Origin of the sequence: Actinospica robiniae DSM 44927 (assembly GCF_000504285.1) — a bacterium.
Lineage (GTDB): Bacteria > Actinomycetota > Actinomycetes > Streptomycetales > Catenulisporaceae > Actinospica > Actinospica robiniae.
The window spans coordinates 1834307-1857087 of the sequence record NZ_KI632511.1; the positions used below are offsets into that span (position 1 = coordinate 1834307).

Consider the following 22781-nt stretch of genomic DNA (forward strand, 5'->3'; position numbering starts at 1 on the left):
CAACAAATGCAGTGCGCCGCATACTCGCGGCATGACGCAGCGCGCATGGCGCAGACCTCCCGGATCGCCGACGCTGACCCAGATCGCCCGAGCCGCGGGCGTGCCGGTGCCGGTGGTCTCGAAGGTGCTCAACGGGCGCAGCGACGTGTCGCCGTCGGTGCGCGAGACCGTCGCCGAGCAGCTTCGGCTGGCCGGTTACACCCCGGCCCCGTCGGTGAATGCTTCCGCGCTGACCGCTCTGCTCGACCTCGTGGTCTCGGCCGTGGAAGGCACCTGGGCGAACGTCATGCTCTCCGGGATCGAGGGCGCGGCGGCGGAGACGGGTCTCGACGTCGTCGTCGTGCTCGCGCGCGAGGGCGTGCCGGAGGAACGCGACTGGGTCCAGCGCCTGATCGATCGCGGCAGTAAGGGCGCGGTGCTCGCGCTGGTCGCCCCGACCGCCGCCGAATACCGCCGACTGCGGGCCGCCGGCGTCCAGGTGGTCGCCCTCGACCCGCACAAGCCGATCTCCGGCGCGATCCCGACCGTGGGCGCGAGCCACTGGACCGGCGGCCGGCAGGCCGCAGAACACTTGATCGCCCTGGGGCACGAGCGTTTCGCGGTCATCGCAGGCACAGCGCGCCACCAGTACAGCCAGGCCCGGGTCGACGGATTCCGCTCCGCGCTCATCGCCCACGGCTTCGCCGGCGACACGCTCGATGTGGGTTACGGCGACTGGCGACGCAGCGGAGCGGCCGAGGCCGCACGGGTGCTGCTCGACCAGCCGGACCGGCCGACCGCGATCTTCGCCTGCTCCGACCGGATGGCGCTCGGCGTCTTCGACGCGGCCGCCGAACGGGAACTGCGGGTCCCGGGTGATCTGAGCGTCGTCGGGTTCGACGACCTCCCCGAGGCGCGCTGGCTCAGCCCGGGGCTGACCACCGTCCGCCAGCCCGTGCGCGAGATGGCTGAGCAGGCCGCCCGGATGCTGCTGCGCCTGATCGACGGCGAGCAGCTTCAGGTACCCCGGGTCGAGTTGCAAACCCAGCTGATCGAGCGCGGGAGTACCTGCGCCTTCTGAACTGGCGCAGGTACTCCGGATTCGCCCGAGCGTGGCAACAGCGGTCAGCTGAGGGTCCACTGCTGGTTGGTCTGGCCGTTGCAGGCCCAGATGATGGCTTTGGTGCCGTTGGTGGTGCCGTTGTCGTTGGCGTCGAGGCAGTCGGTGGTGCCGTTGACGGTGAGGGTGAGTTGTCCGGAGGAGGTGTGGGTCCAGTGCTGGTTGGCTTGGCCGTTGCAGTCGTAGATCTGCTGCTGGGTGCCGCCGGTGGTGGTCGAGTTCGGGTCGTCCAGGCACTTGCCGGCACCCACCGCGTGCAACGCACCACTCGTACCGCCACCGGGAGGCGGCGAGCTCGAGGAGGATCCGCCACCGCCGCCGAGAGCGGCCAGAGTCGAGGTGCACGCGGGCTTGGGCTGGTAGTTGCTGTCGTACATCGTCGCCGCTCCCCACCCGGAGAAGGTGCCCGGGATCCATGAGTCGGCGTCGCCCACGCCCCACTGCGAGACGCCCACGCAGCCGGAGACGGCCAGGCAGTCGCGGACGACGGTGGCGTAATCCGTCGCCTGCTGCTGAAGGTTCGCGCTCGATGCCGGCGTCTGGATCCGGTCGTCGAGCTCGGTCACGGCCACGTCCAGGCCGAGGTTGGCAAAGCGCTGCATGTTCGCCTGCATGTCGGAGGGGATCTGGCCGACGATGAAGTGGCTCTCGAAGCCGATTCCGTTCAGCGGCACGCCCTGCGAGAGCAGCGACTGGGCGAGCGAGTACATCGCGTTGCTCTTCGCGTTCTCGCCTTCGATGCTGTAGTCGTTCAGGTACAGCTTGGCGTTGGGGTCCGCGGCGTGCGCGGTGCGCAGGGCGTCGGCGATGTAGCCCGAGCCCATCGCCTTGTAGAACGGATCCGAGACGAGCGAGCCGTCGCCGTTGAACGGCTCGTTCACCACATCCCACGAATAGACCTTGGCCTTGAAGTGGCTCACCTCGGTGGTGATGTGGGACTCCATGGCGCCCTGGATCTGATTGGTCGGCAGGCTCGAGACCCACGAGGGCAGCTGGTTCTGCCACACCAGGTTGTGCCCCCGAACCTGCATGCCGTGCGAGGACGCGAAGGAGACGATCGCGTCGCCCCCGCTGAAGTTGTACGACCCGTTCGAGGGCTCGGTGGCGTCCCACTTCATCTCGTTGCCGGGGGTGACCATGTCGAACTGGGTGGCGGCCAGATTCGTGATGGTCGAGTTGTCGACCATGTTGCCGGTCAGCTCGGTACCGAAGTACCGCCCGCCGTCGGCGGAGGCGGCGGCCACGGCGGTGGCGAGCGCCGCGAGGGCGCGCGGCCCGCCGCGTGAACGGGTCAGTGATCTGAGGAAAGACATGTGGGTTCCTTCCCAGGTGAGTCACCTGTGGGATACGGCTCACCCGCCCACCGCGCTATGGCGTCGAGGCGCCGCGAAAGGGGCGTGTGACGGGATGACTCGGCGCGCTGGGCGCCGAACGATGCAGCACCGGCACTGCGGGACCGCCCGGCATGCGGCCCCTGACCCGGGCTGTGGGAAGCAGGAAACTCGCCCGACACACGGACGTCAAGCCCTCATGTAAGTTTCATGAGGACTCATGGGCTCACCTCGCGTTTCCCTGCACACTTGGCGGAGCGTCGAACCGGTTGCGTCCGTCTCTCTTGACAACCCCCGCCCGCCGGGTGCACCGTCTCCCCTCGCAACACCCCCGGGGTCTTCCTCGGTTTCCGGCCCACCCGCGAAGCCGAGTTGTTAACGCTAACAATCACTGTGCCCGATCTACCAGGAAGGCAACCGGTGAGACCACTTCCGCTCCACCTCGCCCGCACCCGCAGCGAGCGCACGCGGCCGCCGGGCCGGCTCCGCACGCTCGGCCGGATGTCCGCTGCCACGGCGCTCGCCGCGGCGGCGCTGACCGGCTACGCGATCACGGCCGGCACCGCGCAGGCGGCGTCGCAGGGTCCGTGTGACATCTACGCGGCGGGCGGCACTCCGTGCGTGGCCGCCCACTCCACCACCCGGGCCCTGTACGCCGCGTACAGCGGGAACCTGTACCAGGTGCGGCGTTCGTCGGACAATACGACGCTGAACATCGGCGTCACCTCGGCCGGCGGCTACGCGAACGCCGCGGCGCAGGACTCGTTCTGCGCGGGCACCTCGTGCGTGATCACCGAGATCTACGACCAGTCCGGGCGCGGCAACAACCTCACCGACGCCCCGGCCGGCGGCGCACAGCCCGGACCGGACAAGCTCGCGGTGGCCAACGCCGCACCCACCACCCTGGGCGGCCACGAGGCCTACGGCGTCGCGATCGTCCCGGGCACCGGCTACCGCGACGACGCCACCAACGGCATCGCCACCGGCGATAACCCCGAGTCCGAGTACGCGGTCCTCGACGGCCAGGACTACAACGGCGGCTGCTGCTTCGACTACGGCAACGCCGAGACGAACAACAACGACGACGGCAACGGCACCATGGAAGCCATCTACTTCGGCAGCATCAAGGTCTGGGGCTACGGCGCCGGCAACGGCCCGTGGATCATGGCCGACATGGAGAACGGCCTGTACTCCGGCCGCAACGCCGGATACAACGCCAACGACCCGACGACCAGCTACCGCTACACCACCGCGATGATCGAGGGCGGCGCCAACCAGTGGGCCATCCTCGGCGGCAACGCCCAGTCCGGCACCCTCGCCACCGACTACAGCGGCGCGCGGCCCAACGTCTCGGGCTACAACCCGATGAAGAAGCAGGGCGCGATCATCCTCGGCATCGGCGGCGACAACAGCGACGGCGTCGACGGCACCTTCTACGAAGGCGTCATGACCACCGGCTACGCCTCCGCCACCACCGAAGCCTCAGTCCAGGCCAACATCGTCGCGGCCGGCTACGGCTCCGGCAGCACCGGCGGTGGCACCGGCGGTGGCGGGACGTCCGGGGAGATCCACGCCGTCGGCGCGGGCAAGTGCCTGGACGACCCCAACGGCAGCACGACCGGCGGCACCCAGCAGCAGATCTACGACTGCTGGGGCGGGGCCCCGCAGGTCTGGACCCACACCGCCTCCGGTCAGCTGACCGTCACGAACAACGGCACAACCGACTGCCTCGATGCCAACGGCAACGGTACGACGAACGGCACCAAGGTGATCATCTGGCCCTGCAACGGCCAGACCAACCAGCAGTGGAACATCAACTCCAACGGCTCCATCACCGGCGTTCAGTCAGGCCTCTGCCTGGACGTGGTGGGCGCCGGGACCGCCGACGGCACGCTCATTCAGCTCTACAGCTGCTCGGGCGGATCCAACCAGAAGTGGTCGCTGAGCTGACGTTCTGAAGGCTCAGCAGCAGACAGTCACCTCCTGCCGTCCCGTCACCCGGTGTCGGGGCGGCAGGAGGTGTCCACTCCCCTACGCCGTGGTTCCCGCCCGCGGCGCGCCGAGATGGGATGTGCCGGCTCGGGCGCGGACCGCGTCGATGGATGAAGCCGCCAAGACCGCGCCGAAAGCTTAAGAGCCGCACATGTCGAGTGCGACGGCGGATGGGCGCACCCGCACCGGAAACGGCAGCTCAGGAGGCTGTCATAGCAAGGCCTCAGCCGCGTGCTGCTTTCAAGCCGCGGGCAGTGAAATTTTCAGGTCCGCAGCCCCCTCGTCCCGGCCACTCGACGGCGCGCCCTGGTCGGTCCATCAGGACATCCCACCGGCCTGATGCGCCACGATGCCGCTTCGCCCGGCGGCCTGGTCGAAAGTTTCGAGAGTCAGTCGTTGAGGTTTCGGCCAGCCTTTGACACACTCCACGACGCGAAGGCCCCGGGCCTCGCATCTCAGCCGTCTTCGTCCGCGCTGCGCGGACGAGAAAGGTGAACACCCATGGGTATCGACAGCGATATCAGATCTTCGAGCAGCCGCCGGCTGCGCGCTCGCCTCGCCGCCGCGACGGTGGCCGTCGTCGCCATGACCACCGGCGCCGTCGTCGTGATGGCCGGCAGCGCCTCCGCGGCGACCACGCTCGGCGGGGCCGCCGCGACCAGCGGGCGGTACTTCGGCGTCTCGGTGGGCCAGAGCGACCTGAGCAACTCCTCCGCCGCCAACCTCGCCGGCACCCAGTTCAACATGGTGACCCCCGAGAACGAGATGAAGTGGGACACCATCGAGCCGTCCAACGGCTCGTACAACTTCGGACCGGGTGACGCGATCGTCAACTTCGCGACCTCGCACAACGAAAAGGTGCGCGGACACAACCTGGTCTGGGAGAACCAGCTGCCCTCCTGGGTCACCAGCCTGCCGACCAGCCAGGTCAAAGCCGCGATGGAAGCGCACATCACCGCCGAGGTCAGCCACTACAAGGGCAAGATCTACGCCTGGGACGTGGTCAACGAGCCCTTCAACGACGACGGCACCTACCGGCAGGACGTGTTCTACAACGCCTTCGGCGGCGGCGAGCAGTACATCGCCGACGCGATCAACACCGCGCACGCGGCCGACCCGAACGCGAAGCTCTACATCAACGACTACAACATCGAGGGCTCCGGCGCGAAGGCCAACGCCATGTACACCCTCGCCCAGCAACTGCTCCAGGCGGGCGTGCCGCTGAGCGGCATCGGGTTCGAGAGCCACTTCATCGTCGGACAGGTCCCCTCCACCCTGGCCTCGAACATGGCCCGCTTCACCGCGCTCGGCCTGGACGTCGCGATCACAGAGCTCGACGACCGCATGCCCACCCCGGCCAGCAGCGCCAACCTCACCCAGCAGGCCACTGACGACGCGAACATCGTCAAGGTCTGCCTGGCCAACGCACACTGCCCCGGCGTCACCCAGTGGAACATCAGTGACGCCGACTCCTGGGTCCCCGGCACGTTCTCCGGCTACGGCGCCGCCACGCTGTTCGACAGCAACTGGCAGCCCAAAGCCTCGTACACCTCCGTGCTCAACGCCCTGAACGGCGGCGGCGTCCAGCCGAGCAACTCCCCCTCGGCCTCACCGTCCTCCAGCCCGTCCAGCTCCCCGTCCGCGAGCCCGTCCGCGTCGCCCTCAAGCAGCCCGTCGAAGTCGCCCTCGGCCAGCCCGTCGAGCTCGCCCACCGGTGGCGGATCCAGCTGCAAGGTCAGCTACAGCATCTCCAGCCAGTGGGGAGGCGGCTTCGGCGCCAACATCATCGTCACCAACCTCGGCAGCCCGATCAGCAGCTGGACCCTGACCTGGTCCTTCGGCGCCGGCCAGACGATCACCCAGCTGTGGAACGGCAGCTACACCCAGTCCGGCGCGAACGTCACCGTCAAGAACGTCTCCTACAACGGTTCGCTCGCCACCGGCGGCAACACCACCTTCGGCTTCAACGGAGCCTGGAACAACAGCTCCAACCCGGTCCCGACGAACTTCGCGCTCAACGGCGCATCCTGCACCACCGGCTGATCAGGCACAGAACCGGCCGCGCGTCTGCGCGAGCACGAGTGCCGCACCGCACAACGGCGGTGCGGCACTTCGGTGCGCCTCTTACCCCCGCGAACGCGGCGGAGCCGTCGACGCCCGAACGACCAGGCCCGGTGCGACCGTCAATCTCGGCGCGGTCGTCGGCGACGGCCGCCCGCCCTGGCCCGCTTCGCCACGCACGAGTTCCATGAGCGTCGACAGCGCGTGCCGACCGAGCTCGTCGAAGTGCTGCCGGACGGTGGTGAGAGGCGGGCCGATGAACTCCGCCTCGGGGATGTCGTCGAACCCGACCACGCTCACGTCCTCCGGCACGCGCACGCCGGCCTGCTGGAACGCGCGGACGAGCCCGAGCGCGGCATGGTCGTTGGCGCAGAAGACGGCGGTGATCGGATCGGCCTCGTCATAGACCCGCTGCACCATTTCACGGCCGAGCGCGAAGCCCGAGCGGGCGGACCAGTCGCCTCCGTACATCGGCTCGACGACCGGGGCGCCGCGCTCGAGAAGGGCCCGGCGCCACCCGGCTTCACGCTCCTGCGCCTCAAGCCACAGCCGCGGACCGGCGACGTGGTGGACGGTGCGGTGCCCCAGGTCGAGAAGGAACGAGGTGGCCTGCGCGGCACCGGCTTCGTTGTCGACGGCCGCCGAGGCCACCCCGGCATGGGTACCGCAGCCGACCGCGACCAACGGGATGCCAGAGGGCACCTGGCCGAGCGCGCGCACGGCGCTCGCCTGAGGCGCTATCACAATCAGGCCTTCCACAGCCTGGTCGCGGAGACGGTCCACGGCGTCGAGCACCGCTCGCCGGTCCAACGACGAGAGCGCGGCGACCATGACGAAGTAGTCGAGATCCTTGGCGGCCTGTTCGATCCCGTACAACATCGAGGCCGGCCCGTAGAGCGTGGTGTTGAAGGCGACGACGCCTAGGGTCCGGGACTTCCTGGTGACGAGCGCACGCGCGGCCACGTTCGGCCGATATCCCATTTCCTTGATGACCTCGAGCACGCGATCGCGCGTGGCCGGCTTCACGTTCGGGTGGTCGTTGAGCACCCTGGAGACGGTCTGGTGCGAGACGCCTGCGAAGCGCGCCACGTCCGCCATCCGCGGGGCCCGTCCGTCCGGTCCTCCGCCGGCCGCGGCAGGCCGCGGACGGGCGGTGAACCCGTTCTGGACGGACAAGGGCGCTGATTCGGGCGAAGCCATGGTCGAAGTGCCTTCCTCGCGAAGGGAATGCGCGAATCGCAGTGCGGTGGTGATGCGGCACGAGCCCCGGCCGCATCCGTGATGTTGTAGCGCGGGCTCCCCGGCACCGTCCAGCGCTCTGATGTCTCTTCCGGCCCCGCAAGCGCCCAGTGATGGGATGGCTGTTCGCGAACGCCGCGGAACTATCGAAGCACACTTATGAAATTTTCACTATCCCCTATCGGATTTCCGTCCGAAGGGGCTTATCGGCAGCCGCCTCCACCCCCAGCTGGCAAGGGATTCCGGATACCGACCGAGCACGCCGCGCCGCGCGGGTCGCCGCAGACACCTTGCCCACGCCCACACAGCTTGGCAGTTTTAACTGGCGACACCTCACCATCTCGTCAGAATCATCCCATCACCCACATCGGCCCTTTTCTGCTCGACATCTCATGTTAACGCTAACAGATACAGCATCCCTCCTCGGAGTGTGCACCGTGAGTCTTCTGCGTCATCGTTCGTGGCTGGCCGGCGGCAGCGCCGCCGTGCTGGCCGCCGCCGGGTTGACCCTGGCCTCGACCACCACCGCCCAAGCCGCCGCCGGCTGCCAGGTCTCCTACACCGTCAGCAGCCAGTGGCAAGGCGGCTTCGGCGCGAACGTCACCATCACCAACCTCGGCAGCCCGATCAGCGCGTGGAGCCTGGGCTGGTCCTTCACCACCGGCCAGGCCATCACCCAACTCTGGAACGGCAGCTACACCCAGACCGGCACGAACGTCACCGTCACCAACGCCTCCTACGACGGCGCGATCCCCACCAACGGCACCACCACGTTCGGGTTCAACGGCTCCTGGACCACCGCGAACCCCGCCCCGGCCCAGTTCACCCTCAACGGCACAGTCTGCACCGGCTCGGTCGCCAGCAGCACCCCCAGCGCCACGCCCACCACCGCGTCACCGAGCGCGAGCGCCTCCCCCAGTGCCTCGCCCACGCCGTCATCGACCGGCGGCGGAACGGGCGGGAGCTTGCCGAGCAGCTTCAAGTGGAGTTCGAGCAACATCCTGATCAGCCCCAAGTCCGACTCCACGCACAACATCATTGCCGTGAAGGACCCGTCGGTCGTCTCCTACAACGGCCGCTGGTACGTCTACATGTCGACCGTGGACGCGAGCGGGAACTACGGCATGGCGACCATCAACTTCACCGACTGGTCCCAGGCCGCCTCCGCGCCCGTCACCTACCTGGACACCACCCCGATCGGCGGCGGGTACAAGACCGCACCCATGCTGTTCTACTTCGCCCCGCAGAAGCTGTGGTACCTGACGTACCAGACCGGCAGCAACATCGGATACTCGACCAACCCCGACATCACCAACCCGTCCGGCTGGAGCGCGACGCACAACTTCTACAGCAACGGCATGCCCTCGATCATCAGCCAGAACATCGGCAGCGGCTACTGGGTCGACAGCTGGGTCATCTGCGACACCGCCAACTGCTACCTCTTCTCCGCCGACGACAACGGCCACATCTACCGCTCGACCAGCTCGCTCGCCCAGTTCCCGAGCGGCTTCGGCAACGGCTCGAACACCGTCATCGCAGCCTCGGACAGCAACAAGAACGACATGTTCGAAGCCGACAACGTCTACCAGGTCGCCGGATCGAACACCTACCTGCTCATCGTCGAGGCGATCGGCACCGACGGGCACCGGCTCTTCCACTCCTGGACCTCGAACAGCCTCACCGGGACCTGGACCCCACTGGCCGCGACCCAGTCCAACCCGTTCATGGGCGCCTCCGACGTCACCTTCCCGTCCGGCACCCCGGTGTGGACCCAGGACTTCAGCAGCGGTGAGGCGATCCGCACCACCTACAACCAGACGCCCACGATCGACCCCTGTCACCTCCAGTACCTGTACCAGGGCGTGGCTCCCGGCTCGACCCAGAGCTACAACCTGCTGCCCTGGCGGATCGGCCTGGCCACCGGAACGAACCCGGCCTGCTGATTCAGGACAAGACCGGGTCCTCGTCCGCAAGGGGCTCGGCGTCGTCGCCGCGGTCGTCCAGCACATCCGGGACGGCCGCGGCGACATCCGCGAGATGTCTCCTGAGCCACGTCTCCGTCGTGTTCACATGCATCAACGCCGTCGCCTGAGCAAGAGCGGCATCACCGGCCGCCAGCGCGTCGTAAATCGCCTGGTGCTCGTTCAGGGTGCCCTGTGCCGCATTTCCGTCGATCATCCCGCGCCACACCCGCGCACGCACGGTCCGGCCGGCGATCCCGTCCATCAGGCTGGCGAGCGTCTCGTTGCCGGTGGCGGCCACCACGGCGCGGTGGAAGGCCGCGTCGTGCCGGTTCAGGAGCTCCACGTCGTCGTGGGCCGCGCGCATGGCGGCGAGGTGGCCGGCGACCACCTCCAACGCGTCCGCCGAGATCCTGGTGGCCGCCAACCCGGTGGCCACCGGCTCGAACAGCCGCCGGGCCTCGATCATCTCCAGCAGAGTGTCGCCCTGCAGGAGCTCGACCGCGGAGCCGAGCCCTTCGAGCAGCACCCCGGGCTCGAGACTGGTGACGTAGGTCCCCGCGCCGCGGCGGATCTCCAGCACCCGCGCCATCACCAGCGACTTGACCGCCTCGCGCATCAGGTTCCTGGAGATCCCCAGCTGGGCGGCGAGCCCCGGTTCGGAAGGCAGGCGGGACCCGGGAGGCAACTGGCCGGACAGGATCAGTTCCCGGATATGCTCGATGGCCTTGTCGGTCAACGACATCTGTCGCACCTCACTCAGGGACGCCTCGCTGCGGCAGCGTAACAGCACGCTGCCGGTAATATAGAGGCGGAGACAGGAACCAGGCGCGGCGCGACCACGTGGCGCGACCCTGTGGGCGGGGGCCTATTGGTATCCGGCGGCCACGATGCTCGCTTGGATGGCGCTGTCGGTTGCGTCCGAGGGGTAGCCGGCGACGATGGCGCCTTCGTAGAACGTGCCCTGGCTCTGGTTGGTGTTGCGGGCGCAGCAGTCGCCGCCGCTGCCGAGGATGATCGCGCCCTGCTGCTTCATCGGGTCGTATCCCGGCGGGAGTGATCCGTTCCACAGGGTGCTCAGCGTGCCGGACTGCGCGTTCGCGCCCTTCAGCGCCATCTGGGTGCTCCCGTTGTTCTTCAGCATCGCGGTGACGAACTTGCTGGTGAACGCGCGCTGGCCCGGGTTCCAGGAGGAGCTGCCGCCGGGGAAGAGCCCGTACTCGAGGTCCGCCTGGACCCACGGCCCGGTCCCGGAGCAGCCGCCGAACCAGCAGCTGGTGCCGAAGTAGATCGCGTCCATCGCGCCGGCGCCGTCGGCGCTGCGGTCGGTTTCGCTGTTGCCGTAGTCGAAGCAGCAGCCGCTGTTGACGTGCGTGCCCGAGGTGACCATGTAAATGCCCTGCGGACTGCTGCCGGTGGGTATGCCGGAGGATGAACCGTTGTGCCAGTAGCTGTTGCCGGGCTTGATGTAGAGCGAGTAGGCCTTGTGGCCGCCGGCGCTCAGCGACTCGGTGGTGGCGGTCGCCGCCGTGTCCTCGCCGCCGGCTCCGCCAGAGCCCTGATACGTCATGTTGTTGCCGTGTCCGGACTGGTCGTAGACGATCGTGATCACGCAGCTCGTGTTCGCGCAGAACGCGTCCTGGGCCGCTGCGTTCGCGTATCCCCCGGTAGCCAGGACTCCGATGTCCTTCGTCGTGTTGTCCGAGGAGCGCCGCACCTGGTAGAGCGAGCCGGAATACGCGGCGTAAAGCGCACGCACGGTGCTGTGGGCCGCGACGCACGGGGTGCCCCCGGCCGCGTAGATGTCGCACGGCAGCTTCGACGAACTGGCCGTTCCCGTCGGCGACGCGGAAGCGGACGCGCTCGCGGAAGCACTGGCGCTAGCGCTGGTGGCGGTGACCGCGCCGGTGCAGGTGGTGCCGTTGAGGGTGAACTGGGCCGGGGCGGGGTTCGCGGTGGTCCAGGAGCCGTTGAACCCGAACGTGGTGGTGCCGTTGGTGGGGATCGCGCCGTCGTAGGAGGCGTTGGTGACGGTGACGTTCGTGCCGGTCTGGGTGTAGCTGCCGTTCCAGAGTTGGGTGATGGCCTGGCCGGTGGTGAAGGACCAGCCCAGGCTCCACGCGCTGATCGGGCTGCCGAGGTTGGTGATGGTGACGTTCGCGCCGAAGCCGCCTTGCCACTGGCTGCTGACGGTATAGGAGACCTGGCAGCCGGCGGCGGCCTGGGCGGTGGTGGTCGAGGCCAGGGTCAACCCGGCGGCGGCCAGCACGGCGGCGCTGCCGCCGGCCAGCCACGAACGATGACGCAGAAGACTCACGAAAACGTCCTGTTCTGTCTCGAAGCAAGAACTGCCGGGCACGCCCGGAGGAGGAGCGAGCGCGCCCGGCAGCAGCCGTGTGATCTTCAGACCCCGGTGATGGTCCATTCGTTGTTGGTGCTGCCGTTCGGCGCCCACAGCTCTGCCGTCGAACCGGTCGTGGTGCTGCCCGCGCCGTCCAGAGCCGTGCCGGACCCGCGGTTGACGATCTGGTACCGGCCGTTGCCGACGCTGGTCAGGCTCCACTGCTGGTTGTTGCCGCCGTTCCACGCGGCCTGGCGCGCGGGCGCACCGTTGGCGGTGTCACCCCAGCTGTCGGCGACCATGCCGTTGGTGTTGTTGACGATGCGGTAGTAACCGCCGCCCAGACTCACGAACTGCCACTGCAGGTTCGGGCTGCCGTTATAGGACCACTGCTTGAGGTTGGACCCCGACGCGACGCTGCCGCCGCTATCGAGCACGAGCCCGCTGGTGGCGTTCGCAATCTTCGTCCAGCCGGTCGGTATGCCACTGCCGCTGCCGCCCGTGCCCAGCGTCGGAATCTGCCCGGAGAAGGTCAGCTTGACGACATACGCCAGGGCACTGAACGGCGCCGTGGAAGCGGGCATGGCGAGGTGCAGGCCCGAGGCGTCCTGAGTGGGCTTGGGCAGATTCGTGTAGCTGCCCGCCGTGTTGCCGAGAAGCTGCGCCGAGACGAGATTGCTCAGACTGAACTGGTTCGAGTTCAGCGTCGCGATCGTCATCGTGCTCCCCTGCCAGCCGAGCGCGGTGGCATACAGCACCGTGCCGTCCTTGCTGCGCGTGAAGCGGATGTCCTTCGCCGTGCCCGCGACATCCCCGGTGAACGCGCCGCCACCCATCTGCGTGGGCCCCTCGCCATACGCCGTCCACGCCCGGGTCGCGTAGATCGACTCGCCGAAACGGCCGAGATAGTCGCCGATCCCCAGCAGCACGGACTGCTGCGCGGAGGGGATCGTGCCGCTCGCCATCGGCGCGATGTTGAGCAGCATCGTGCCGCCCTTGCTGATCCGGTCGATCATCGAATGCAGCAGCTGCTGGGTCGTGTAATAGCCGATACCGGTGACATAGCACCAAGTGGAGCCGGAGATGCTGTCGTCGGTCTCCCAGTAGGGCGTCAGCAGCCCGCCCGGCCCTCCACGCTCGTAGTCGTAGACCTCGCCCAGGCTGTCGAACCCGTCCTTGTACGTCGTCAGGACGTCCTTGTTCCAGGCGACCGCCTGGTTGAAGTAGTAGGAGAGGAACTGCAGCCGGTAGCTCTCCTCGACCAGGTTCAGATCGAAGTCGTGGTAGATCAGGTCCGGCTGGTAGCCGTTGATCACCTCGACGAGCTTGTTGTACCAGAGCTGGTTCTCCGCAGCCGTACCGAGCTGCCCGTAGAGCTTCTGCAGCGTGGCGCTCGACTGCGCCGGCACGTGGTCGTAGTAGCCGTTGAAGTGGTACGCGGTATGGAAGGTCGTGATGAACTTCAACCCCTGCGCGCGGATAGCCTGAGCGTGCAGGCCCACCAGATCCAGATGCGGACCCCGCCCGACCGAGTTCCACTCGTTGACCTGGCTGTTCCACATCGAGTACCCGTCGTGGTGCTCGGCCACCGGCCCCGCGAACTTCGCACCGGCGCTCTTGAACAGCTGAGCCCACGCGTTCGGATCGAACGCGCCGCCCGCCGAGGCGAGCTTCGGCGCGAACTGCACGAAGTTGCCGGACTTGTCGTACCCGCCGTCGATGAAGTCGTTATACGGCCACACCGACGGATCCCCGTAGGTCGCGATGTGGTGGGTGTTGCACGCGTCCCCGGAGATGTACATCCGCCGCGGGTACCACTCGTCCCCGTACGCGGGAACGCTGAACACACCCCAGTGGAAGTAGATCCCGAACTTCGCGTCCTGGAACCACTCCGGCGCCGGCGGGTGCTGATCGACCGAAGCCCACGAAGCGGTGTAACTCGACGGCCCGCTGGTGGCGCCCGCGACATCGACGCCGAGAAGGCCCGCCGCACCAGCGGCCCCGATCGTCGTCAGCAGCCTGCGCCGAGTGATCTCGAAGGCGGAGAGCGAAGACATGTGATGCCCTTCAGCAGACGGAATGAGTTGGCGGCGCAGCAGCCGGCCGCCCTCGGCTCGTTAGCGCTCACAAGCTCGCGCCGGTCTGACGCTCGTTCATGTGATGGGATGTGTCAGCCCGACGAAGCGGTATTGGTGGGTGACGATGCCACTGCACTGCGATGAGCGCAAGAGGCCGGATTCGCGCTCACGCGGGACGCTGGGCCCCGGGAGCACTCGTCAGCACTGGTCACGCCACCTGTCTGGCGTGCCGAGGCCGGTGCGCAATGGAAATTCGTCGAAGGACCCTCATGCTCGCCCGACGGAACCCTGCCCTAGCGCGACGGCATGACATCCCATCACATGCCTTCCAGCCCAGTCCGAATCGCCGAAGTCGACCGCGCGGGCAGCGGCAAACTAACGGTGCCCTCGAAGCGCGCGTCACTCCGACTTGTGAACGCTTCCAATCCAGCGGCCCCGCGATCGTGTAGACGGCGACCGATCTTCGGCCGTCCGTCACGACTCGATCCTGGAAGATGCTCGCTCGTAAGATCCCTGTTCAGGGCGCTTCGCCCCAGGGCCTCTGTCGAGAATTGAACTCAGGCGAACTGAAATTTTCAGGCCGCCTTCATCTTGACCGTTGTGCGGCGCCGCCGAATGCCACGCACGCCGCGAAGCACCAGACCGCCGGCGCCACGGCTCGCCTGCATCCGCAGAGCGCGCTTGTGTCGTATCAGCGACACGACCGCCGAACCTTGACAGCGCTCTTCGACGGGTGCAGGCTCACCCCCCGAGACGTCTCGAATCCAACTCCGCAACTTTCGAAGACCTCGAAGCGGCGTCCGCGTGTTAACGCTAACAGTTTCCCCTTGATCGTCAGCGGCGTCGCAGACCGCCCTGGCCGATGCCCACCATCGGCCGGGCCGGGGTAAAGACCCACCCACCTCGACCAGAGGAGGTCGACCATGCCTCCGGGCACCTCGATGCTGCGCCGACTGCGCGGCAGCCGCGCCAAGAGCATCGCGATCGCCGCCACAGTGGCCTTCGCGTCCGTGCCGGCGATCGCGCTCACGGCAGCCGCGCCGGCGCAGGCCTTGGGCAACGGGCTCGCGCTCACCCCGCAGATGGGCTTCAACGACTGGAACGCCTACGGCTGCAACGTTTCCGAATCCCTGATCAAGGCCACCGCGCTGGCCATGCACAACGACGGTATGCAGGCCGCCGGCTACCAGTACGTCAACATCGACGACTGCTGGATGACGAAGACCCGCAACAGCGCGGGCCAACTCGTGCCCGACCCCGCCAAGTTCCCCGACGGCATCTCCGGCACCGCCACCTACGTCCACTCCCTCGGCCTGAAACTCGGCATCTACGAGGACGCCGGCACCGCCACGTGCGCCGGTTACCCAGGCAGTCTCGGGCACGAGACCACCGACGCGAACTCGTTCGCCGCGTGGGGCGTCGACTATCTCAAGTACGACAACTGCAACAACAACGGCGTCAGCGCTCAGACGCGCTACACCACCATGCGCAACGCCCTCCAGGCCACCGGGCGCACGATCCTGTTCTCCCTGTGCAACTGGGGCCAGGAAAGCGTCTGGACCTGGGGCGCCGGCGTCGGCAACTCGTGGCGCACCACCGGCGACATCAACGCGAGCTTCTCCAGCATGCTCTCCAACTTCCACACCAATGTCGCCCTCGCCTCATACGCCGGCCCGGGCGGCTGGAACGACCCCGACATGCTCGAGGTCGGCAACGGCATGAGCGCCACCGAAGACCAGAGCGAGTTCTCCCTCTGGTCCGAAATGGCCGCGCCCCTGATCTCCGGCACCAACATCGCCAACGCCAGTTCGACCACGCTCTCCATCCTGACGAACAAGAACGTCATCGCCATCGACCAGGACTCCCTCGGCAAACAGGGCACCGAGGTCTCCTCCAGCGGCGGACTCGACGTCCTCGCCAAACCGCTCGCCAACGGCGACGTCTCCGTCGCCCTGTTCAACGAAACAGGCTCGAGCGCAACCATCTCCACCACCGCGGCGGCCATCGGAAAGTCCGGATCCTCCAGCTACACCCTGACCAACCTGTGGACCGGGACGACATCCACCACCAGCAGCTCCATCAGCGCCTCCGTCCCCGCGCACGGCACGGTCATGTACCGGATCGCCGGAGGCAGCAGCACCGGCGGAGGCGGCACTCAGGGCACGAGCGGCGAACTGCACGCCATCGGTGCCGGCAAGTGCCTCGACGTGCCGAACTCATCGACCACGCTCGGCACACAGGTCGGGATCTGGGACTGCAACGGCGCCTCGAACCAGATCTGGACGCACTCCGCGTCGAACCAGCTGACCGTCTACTCGGGCAGCACCCAGATGTGCCTGGACGCGTACAACAACCAGACGAGTGCGGGCACGAAGGTGGAGATCTGGTCCTGCAACGGCCAGGCCAACCAGCAGTGGAACGTCAACTCGAACGGCACCGTCACCGGCGTGCAGTCAGGGCTCTGCCTGGACGTGACGGGCGCGTCGACCTCCGACGGCGCGCTGGCCGAGTTGTGGACCTGCAACGGGCAGAGCAACCAGCAATGGAGCCTCGGCTGAGCCCGCGATGCCCGCGTTGCCCGCACGTCGCCGCGCCTGGCTCGCGTTCGCTGAGCCGGGCGCGGCAACCGGCTCTCCCACATCACACGACAGACACGCACGCTGCGGCCGGCCACACCCGGAGCGCCGCACCGATCAAGGAACAGGAACCTGGGGGCACCGGATGAGCCAGCATGATCTCTCCCTGCTCGCACGCCGCCGCGGGCCCGATCCATCCAAGCGGCAGCCGCCTCGGCCGGACCCCCTTCTCGAGCTCGTCGAGGTGCGGCGGCTGTTCGAGCCGGCCACCGCAGCCCTCGCGGCCGCACGCGTCACCGACGCCGATCTCGCGGAATTCGCCGCACGACTCGAAGTGATGGCCGCGGTCCGTAATGATCCAGCGGCCTTCGCAGCACACGACGTCGCATTCCATCAGGCAGTGACGTCCGTGACCAGGAACGAAATGCTGATGACCCTGCTCAACGCGGTATCCGCCCACGCTCTGCTCGCCGATCTCCCCCACCGCGTCCTCGATCACGACCTAGCGGACATCGTCCTCGCCGAGCACACCGCCATCCACGCCGCCCTCGAAGCACGCGACCCCACGCTGGCCCACGCGGCCGCGCTCCTCCACGTGAACACGACCGAGCAGTGGCTGCGCCGACACTTGGGGAACGTGCCGCCCGCTCATTGACGGCTCCACTCGTAGTAGGACGCGACGGCGGGCTGCCCGGTGTAGTTCGGGCCGGCAGCGTCATCAGCGCCCAGATAGGCTGCCTCGAAGTTCAGCGTGCAGGGCCCGAGGCAGCTCACGCGCTTTCGTCGCGTGTCATACTCCCATCCGGCTCTCCTCACGGCCGACGCGACTCTCCGCGCGCTGCTGCGGCCCCGGACGTCACGGACGCTCTCCGCGTCGAAATCCGCCACGAGCAGGCCATCGGGAACAAGCCACGAGGCGGCCCGTTCGAGCACACGAAGTTTGTCGCCGACATAGTGCAGGCCGTGCACGCAGGTGATCAGATCGAAACTCCGACGCGGCGACCAGTCGGCGACCGACGCCGCGATCAGCTCAAGCCCCGGTGGCCGAGGCCCGCCCATGAAGTGATCGACCAAGTCGATGCCGACCATCGTGACCGCCGCCTCTGGCCGCTCGGCCGCGATCCGTCCCGCAGCGTAAATCAGGGCTTTGCCGGACCCGCAGCACAGGTCGAGCCACGCCTGCGCACCTTGCCGCGCCGCGAGGAACTCGTACGGGTCAAAGCCGAGCTCCTTCGCGTAGCTGTTGGGGCCCGCCAGACCGCGCTCGCGGTTCATCGTGTTGTTCGCGACAACCGCCGACGCGGCCAACGCGGTGTCGTCGAGCAGCCGCCCTGAACTCATGTCTTCGGTTCCCCCGTTAGCGCGCTGTCAACGGCCGGCACGTCACGTTCCACCTGGCACGACCGTCAGGGTAGCGGCTCCGCTGCCACCGAAGATTCGTATCATCACCTGAGGGCTGGATGCCGGACTCCTGGAACGAGCGATCGGATCCCCGCTCTTTCCGCGCCGAGCCGGACAGGCGACTTGACAACCCGTCAGCAGGCAGGAGAGTCTAGGTTCTAGATGAAAATGAAAGTCGTATTCATATGAATCTGGGAGGCGGGCCGCGATGAAGGTCGCGTTCGTCGGCAAGGGCGGCAGCGGCAAGACGACGCTGTCCGCGCTCTTCGCCCGGTATCTGGCCGAGGTCGCCCCGGTGGTGGCGGTGGATGCGGACATCAACCAGCATCTCGGGGTCGCGCTCGGCCTCGACGAACAGGCCGCCGGTTCGGTCCCGGCGCTGGGCGAGCACCTGAAGGCGGCCAAAGAGTTCCTGCGAGGCACCAACCCGCGCATCCGCAGGGCGGCCGAAATGGTCAAGACGACTCCCCCAGGCCGGGGCTCGCGGCTGCTGAGCGTCAACGGGGACGACCCGTTCCACCGGGACTGGGCCGTTCCAGCCGGAAAGGTACGGCTGCTGGCGACCGGGCCGTTCGCCGACGAGGACCTGGGAGTCTCCTGCTACCACGCGAAGACCGGGGCGGTGGAGCTGTACCTCAACCACCTGCTCGACGGTCCGGGAGAGTACGTGGTGGTGGACATGACCGCAGGGGCGGACAGCTTCGCCTCGGGCCTGTTCACCCGCTTCGACCTGACATTCCTGATCGCCGAGCCGACCCGCCGCGGGGTCTCGGTCTACCGCCAGTACCTCGACTACGCGCGCGGCTACGACGTCGCGCTGCGGGTGATCGGCAACAAGGTCGCCGACGAGGCGGATATCCGGTACCTGCGCACACATGTCGGTGAGGACCTGCTGGGCTGGCTCACCGTTTCCGGGTACGTACGCGCAGCGGAGCAGGGCCACCTCGGACCCCTCGACGCGCTCGAGCCCGAGAACGCCGCCGTCCTCGCGACGATGCGTGGCGCGGTTGACCGGCGGGTCAAGGACTGGGGTACCTTCCAGCGCCAGGCCGAACTCTTCCATGTCCGCAACGCCCTCGCGTGGGCCAACACCGCGATCGGAATCGACCTGCGCGGTCAGATCGACCTACTTCACCCCCGGGCCAGCGGAATCGGATCCGCCCGAGGAGCCCGTGCCCGCTGCCGTTTGACGCTCGGCCCGGCCTCGTCGACAGCGCTTCGGCAAAGCCGGGCAGACCCCACCCTTCACACCCCTGACGAAAGGAATCCGACGATGTCGCTCGACGTCTCCGACGAACTGCTCGCCCAGGCTGAGGCCGGCGAGGTAGACCCCGCCGCGTTCCTCGACACGGTGCGCACCTCCCTGCCGTACGCCTACGCAATGGTCGAACGCCTCGCCGCCGACTTGGCCGCCGGCCGCACCGCCGACGGGTTCGGCTTCGTGGACAACAGCACCGCGCCCGAGACCGAGGCGGAGCGCGGCCAACTGCTGCGCGCCCTGGCTTCCAACGCCATCCGCTCCAGCCTCGAGGCCCACTTCGGGGTCGCACTCGCCTTCCAGAACTGCCACCGGCTGGCCGTCTTCCCGGCCGGCACCGAAGGATCGGCGCAGTACCGCAAGTTCGTCTCCGAACGCGCCCAACTGCTCAACCAGTCCCCGCTCCTGCGCGACTGCTGAGCTGCGATCAGCTACGTGTCCTCGTGGAGCAGCCTCAGCGCCGCCCGCCGAAGGCCTCCCCATCTGCGACGATTGCATTAGTCATATCACTGATATGGACTGCGACGAACGGGTGTTCCTCCTCCCCCGGTCGACCACGACACCCGATACGCCCGTATTTGCCCTATATTTAGACAACATCCCGGATGAGGAGTTGTCATGAGCGATCGCGCAGGGCGCGGCGCGAGTAGCGGGCCTCCGGCCGACTCCGGCCTGGGCGCGGCCATGGGCGAGCTGTTCTACCAGGCGCCGGTGGCGATGATCTGCGTCGACCCGCAGCTGCGGATCCTGCACGTGAACCAGGCTTTCTGCAGGCTTCTCGGCCTGCCCGCGGAAGGGATCATCGGCCACCGGCTACCCGAGTTCCAGCATGGCTTCGATACCGGGTTCATCGAGCGCACCACGTCCGCAGAGGTCGTCGACCAGGGAGTCGCGGTCATGGGCGCCCGGCTGGCCCAACGCCTCGCCGACGGGAGCGAGCGGACTGTGGCTTGGTCGGCGTTCCCGCTGACCCTCGACGGCCGGCAGCTCGCCGCGATCGGCATGCTGACCGACGTCACCGAGCGCGAGGGGACGGTCCACGAGCTCGAGCGTGCGCATTCCCGGCTGGATCTGCTGGAGCGGGCGGGCAACCAGGTCGGCACCACGCTCGACGTGCGCCGCACCGCCGCCGAGCTCGCCGACCTGGTGGTTCCCGCGCTCACCGACCGGATCGCGATCGACCTGCTCGACAGTGTGGTCAGCGGCGCGGCCGAGGACACCCATGAGGGCGATGAGCTGCGGCTGCGCCGTGTCGTCCTGCGCGATGTGAACCCGGAGCGGCCCCCCGTCTTCGCGGAAGGCGAGCTCATCATCACCCCGCTGACGGTCTCGCCCTCCATCGCCCTGACCACCGGCAAGCCGATTCTCGTCGCCGATCTGAAGAACTTCGGCGGCAAGGCCCTGTACAACGCCGGGGACATCACCGCGCTGCTCGCTTCGGGCATCCATTCGTTCCTCATCGTGCCGATGATCGCGCGAGGGGTCACCCTGGGTGTTGCGAACTTCGCGCGCGCCGAGACACCGGAGCCTTATTCGGACGCGGATCTGCAGCTCGCCGCCGACGTCGTCTCCCGCGCAGCGGTCAGTATCGACAATGCACGCATGTATATGCGCGAGCATGCCACTGCGCTGACCTTGCAGCAGAGCCTGCTGCCCGTCAGGATTCCGCAGGTGGAGGGGCTGGCGACTGCGCATCGGTACCAAGCGGTCAGCAATGCCGCACAGGTCGGCGGCGACTGGTTCGACGTGATCCCGCTGGAGGCCGGCCGGGTGGCCCTGGTCGTCGGCGACGTCACCGGCCACGACATCCACGCCGCCGCGGTCATGGGACAGCTGCGCACCACCATGACCAACCTGCTCCCCCTGGGCCTGCCGGCGAGCGAGATCATGAACCGGCTCTCCCAGATCGTCTCCGACCACGGCGAGGAGACCGGCGCCACCTGCGTCTACGGCGTCTACGACCCGAGCACAAGGCGGTGTCAGTTCACCACTGCGGGACACCTGCCGCCGGCCCTGCGCCACCCCGACGGCACCGTCGAGTTCATCGACGCCCCCACCGGCACGATGCTGGGCCTGGGCCTGAGCGACTACGACCCCGTGGACGTCGACCTCCCGCCGGGATCAACCCTCGTGCTCTACACCGACGGGCTTGTCGAGAAGCCCGACCAGGACATCGTCACCGGCATGGCCCGTCTCGAGGCGGCGCTCGCGGAGAGCGAGACCTACCAGCCTCTCGGCGAGCTCAGCGACACCATCCTTTCCCGTTTGGGCCCCTTCACCGATGATGACGTCGCCGTGCTCCTGGCCCGCACCGACGCCGGCTCCGACGAGCTGTTCATGACAGCCAGACGCCAGCCACATCGCGCCAGTGAGAGCCGATAGGCGGTGGCGGGCCGGGCGGCGCGAACCGCGCGTGCACGTGGTGGCCGACCCGGCCGGCGTCACCGCCCCGGTGTGCTGGGTCCAGGTCCTCTCCTCAGCTCAGGCACGCACATGAGCCGGCGCAGTCCGGCTCATGTGCCAGCCGTCGCAATGCGGGCCGATCAGGTCCGCGGGCCAACCTGCCAGGTCGACGGCTGCTTGGTAGACGGCTTCGCCGAAGGAGAGGACCGCGGCTTTCGGGTTGTCCTGCTCGCGCAGGCTGGACCACGGCAGCAGTACCAAACCGGCCTCCGGATTCCATCCGGCCCCCTCGACTCCCCAACTGCGCCCTTCGAGTCCCTGAGGCTGAGGCCAGATATACGCGTACATCCCGACGGCGGGCGCCTGTGCGCTGCCGAAGGAAAAGCCCACCGATACGTAGGCCTCCAGCTCGCCGTTCTGCATGAACGCCGGCTTGTTCGGCCTGGGCAGCGTCGGCTGCGCGCGGTAGCGCGTGGATGAGAGGTCGAATCCGCCCCACATGACTCCGACGCGGGGCCGGTGCCCGAGGTAAGGCGCCTGCCACGTCTCGAGACCGTCGGCGACGAGGTTGAACCCGCGCCAGACGAGTTCGGCGGCGGCCCCGTCCCAGTGCCGGTGCTCGACGTCCTGGTCGAAACTCGGCGCCGCGTCCGGGATCTCGCACACCAGTTGGCTGGCGGGTGGACGAATCCCCAGTTCACCGGCCGCCTCGCAGAACGCGGCGTGGAACGCGGCGACGCTGCCGTGGGTCAGGCTCAGCGTCCGCGTCCCGGAGTCGGCCTCGATCAGGACGTCCTCGTCGAGCAGCCGGTAATGGACCGAGAAAGTCACCCCCGGTTGGCGCAACGTCGGCGTGCGCAGACCGCGGGGCGTGACGTCGAGCACGACGTTCCCCCAGCCGACCTCGAACGGCTCGTCGAGCGTGTACTTGCCCGCGACCTGTACCAACCGGTTCAGAAAAGCGACTGTCGGAGCCAGGTCGCCGTAGGACAACTCAGGCCACTCCTGTACATGATCACCCATAGTGGCATTCTCGACGAG

General features: G+C 67.9%; 14 protein-coding genes and 2 pseudogenes. 9 read left to right on the top strand and 7 right to left on the bottom strand.

All coding sequences use genetic code 11. The features are described 5' to 3' along the window. Positions 1-31 precede the first annotated feature (31 nt). Positions 32-1060 carry a substrate-binding domain-containing protein gene (locus ACTRO_RS07910; protein ID WP_051450493.1) on the top strand — a complete coding sequence of 343 codons (1029 nt, stop codon included), beginning with the start codon at positions 32-34 and terminating at the stop codon, positions 1058-1060. Positions 1061-1104: 44 nt separating this feature from the next. Here the strand turns inward: ACTRO_RS07910 and ACTRO_RS07915 are convergent, their stop codons facing one another. Continuing rightward, positions 1105-2412 carry a glycoside hydrolase family 10 protein gene (locus ACTRO_RS07915; RefSeq protein WP_084316071.1) on the bottom strand — a complete coding sequence of 436 codons (1308 nt, stop codon included), beginning with the start codon at positions 2410-2412 and terminating at the stop codon, positions 1105-1107. A gap of 519 nt (positions 2413-2931) precedes the next feature. On the opposite strand from ACTRO_RS07915, the gene ACTRO_RS07920 reads away from it, so the two are divergent. Then, positions 2932-4380: an arabinofuranosidase catalytic domain-containing protein gene (locus ACTRO_RS07920; protein ID WP_034273690.1), complete on the top strand. Its 1449-nt coding sequence runs from the start codon at positions 2932-2934 to the stop codon at positions 4378-4380. Between the two features lie 543 nt (positions 4381-4923). After that, positions 4924-6465 (top strand): endo-1,4-beta-xylanase, encoded by a 1542-nt coding sequence (locus ACTRO_RS07925; RefSeq protein ID WP_063627941.1) that lies wholly within the window; start codon positions 4924-4926, stop codon positions 6463-6465. An 81-nt stretch (positions 6466-6546) separates the two neighbouring features. Here the strand turns inward: ACTRO_RS07925 and ACTRO_RS07930 are convergent, their stop codons facing one another. Next, a complete protein-coding gene (locus ACTRO_RS07930; protein ID WP_034262416.1) occupies positions 6547-7581 on the bottom strand; it encodes a LacI family DNA-binding transcriptional regulator in 1035 nt (344 codons plus the stop codon). 578 nt (positions 7582-8159) lie between these two features. Here ACTRO_RS07930 and ACTRO_RS07935 point away from each other — a divergent pair. After that, the gene (locus tag ACTRO_RS07935) at positions 8160-9665 is read left to right on the top strand and encodes a glycoside hydrolase family 62 protein (protein ID WP_034273696.1); all 1506 of its coding nucleotides are present in this window, start codon (positions 8160-8162) and stop codon (positions 9663-9665) included. A gap of 1 nt (position 9666) precedes the next feature. Here ACTRO_RS07935 and ACTRO_RS07940 read toward each other — a convergent pair whose 3' ends face one another. From ACTRO_RS07940 to ACTRO_RS07950, 3 genes are all read right to left on the bottom strand, one after another. Beyond that, entirely contained in the window at positions 9667-10428 is a 762-nt protein-coding gene (locus ACTRO_RS07940) for a FadR/GntR family transcriptional regulator (protein ID WP_084316073.1), read from the bottom strand. A gap of 123 nt (positions 10429-10551) precedes the next feature. Then, positions 10552-12000: an arabinofuranosidase catalytic domain-containing protein gene (locus ACTRO_RS07945; protein WP_034273700.1), complete on the bottom strand. Its 1449-nt coding sequence runs from the start codon at positions 11998-12000 to the stop codon at positions 10552-10554. Between the two features lie 86 nt (positions 12001-12086). Beyond that, positions 12087-14081: an alpha-L-fucosidase gene (locus ACTRO_RS07950; protein ID WP_034262418.1), complete on the bottom strand. Its 1995-nt coding sequence runs from the start codon at positions 14079-14081 to the stop codon at positions 12087-12089. Between the two features lie 944 nt (positions 14082-15025). Between ACTRO_RS07950 and ACTRO_RS07955 the strand changes: the two genes are divergently transcribed. Further along, positions 15026-16660 (top strand): glycoside hydrolase family 27 protein, encoded by a 1635-nt coding sequence (locus tag ACTRO_RS07955; RefSeq protein WP_245594322.1) that lies wholly within the window; start codon positions 15026-15028, stop codon positions 16658-16660. A 163-nt stretch (positions 16661-16823) separates the two neighbouring features. After that, a complete protein-coding gene (locus tag ACTRO_RS07960) occupies positions 16824-17333 on the top strand; it encodes a FadR/GntR family transcriptional regulator (protein WP_051450495.1) in 510 nt (169 codons plus the stop codon). On the opposite strand, the gene ACTRO_RS07965 is transcribed toward ACTRO_RS07960, so the two are convergent. Further along, a complete protein-coding gene (locus ACTRO_RS07965) occupies positions 17327-18019 on the bottom strand; it encodes a class I SAM-dependent methyltransferase (protein WP_034262421.1) in 693 nt (230 codons plus the stop codon). The two genes, ACTRO_RS07960 and ACTRO_RS07965, sit on opposite strands and share 7 nt — an antisense overlap. Before the next feature lie 268 nt (positions 18020-18287). On the opposite strand from ACTRO_RS07965, the pseudogene ACTRO_RS50870 reads away from it, so the two are divergent. The 3 genes and pseudogenes from ACTRO_RS50870 to ACTRO_RS07975 form a co-directional block, all read left to right on the top strand. Then, positions 18288-19205, top strand: a pseudogene (locus tag ACTRO_RS50870) (ATP-binding protein); the annotation flags it as partial. 159 nt (positions 19206-19364) lie between these two features. Further along, positions 19365-19757 (top strand): annotated as a pseudogene (locus ACTRO_RS50875) (SCO5389 family protein); the annotation flags it as partial. A gap of 198 nt (positions 19758-19955) precedes the next feature. Next, entirely contained in the window at positions 19956-21719 is a 1764-nt protein-coding gene (locus ACTRO_RS07975) for a SpoIIE family protein phosphatase (protein WP_051450496.1), read from the top strand. A 99-nt stretch (positions 21720-21818) separates the two neighbouring features. On the opposite strand, the gene ACTRO_RS07980 is transcribed toward ACTRO_RS07975, so the two are convergent. Further along, positions 21819-22763 carry a DUF5996 family protein gene (locus ACTRO_RS07980; protein WP_034262423.1) on the bottom strand — a complete coding sequence of 315 codons (945 nt, stop codon included), beginning with the start codon at positions 22761-22763 and terminating at the stop codon, positions 21819-21821. Positions 22764-22781: the final 18 nt, after the last annotated feature.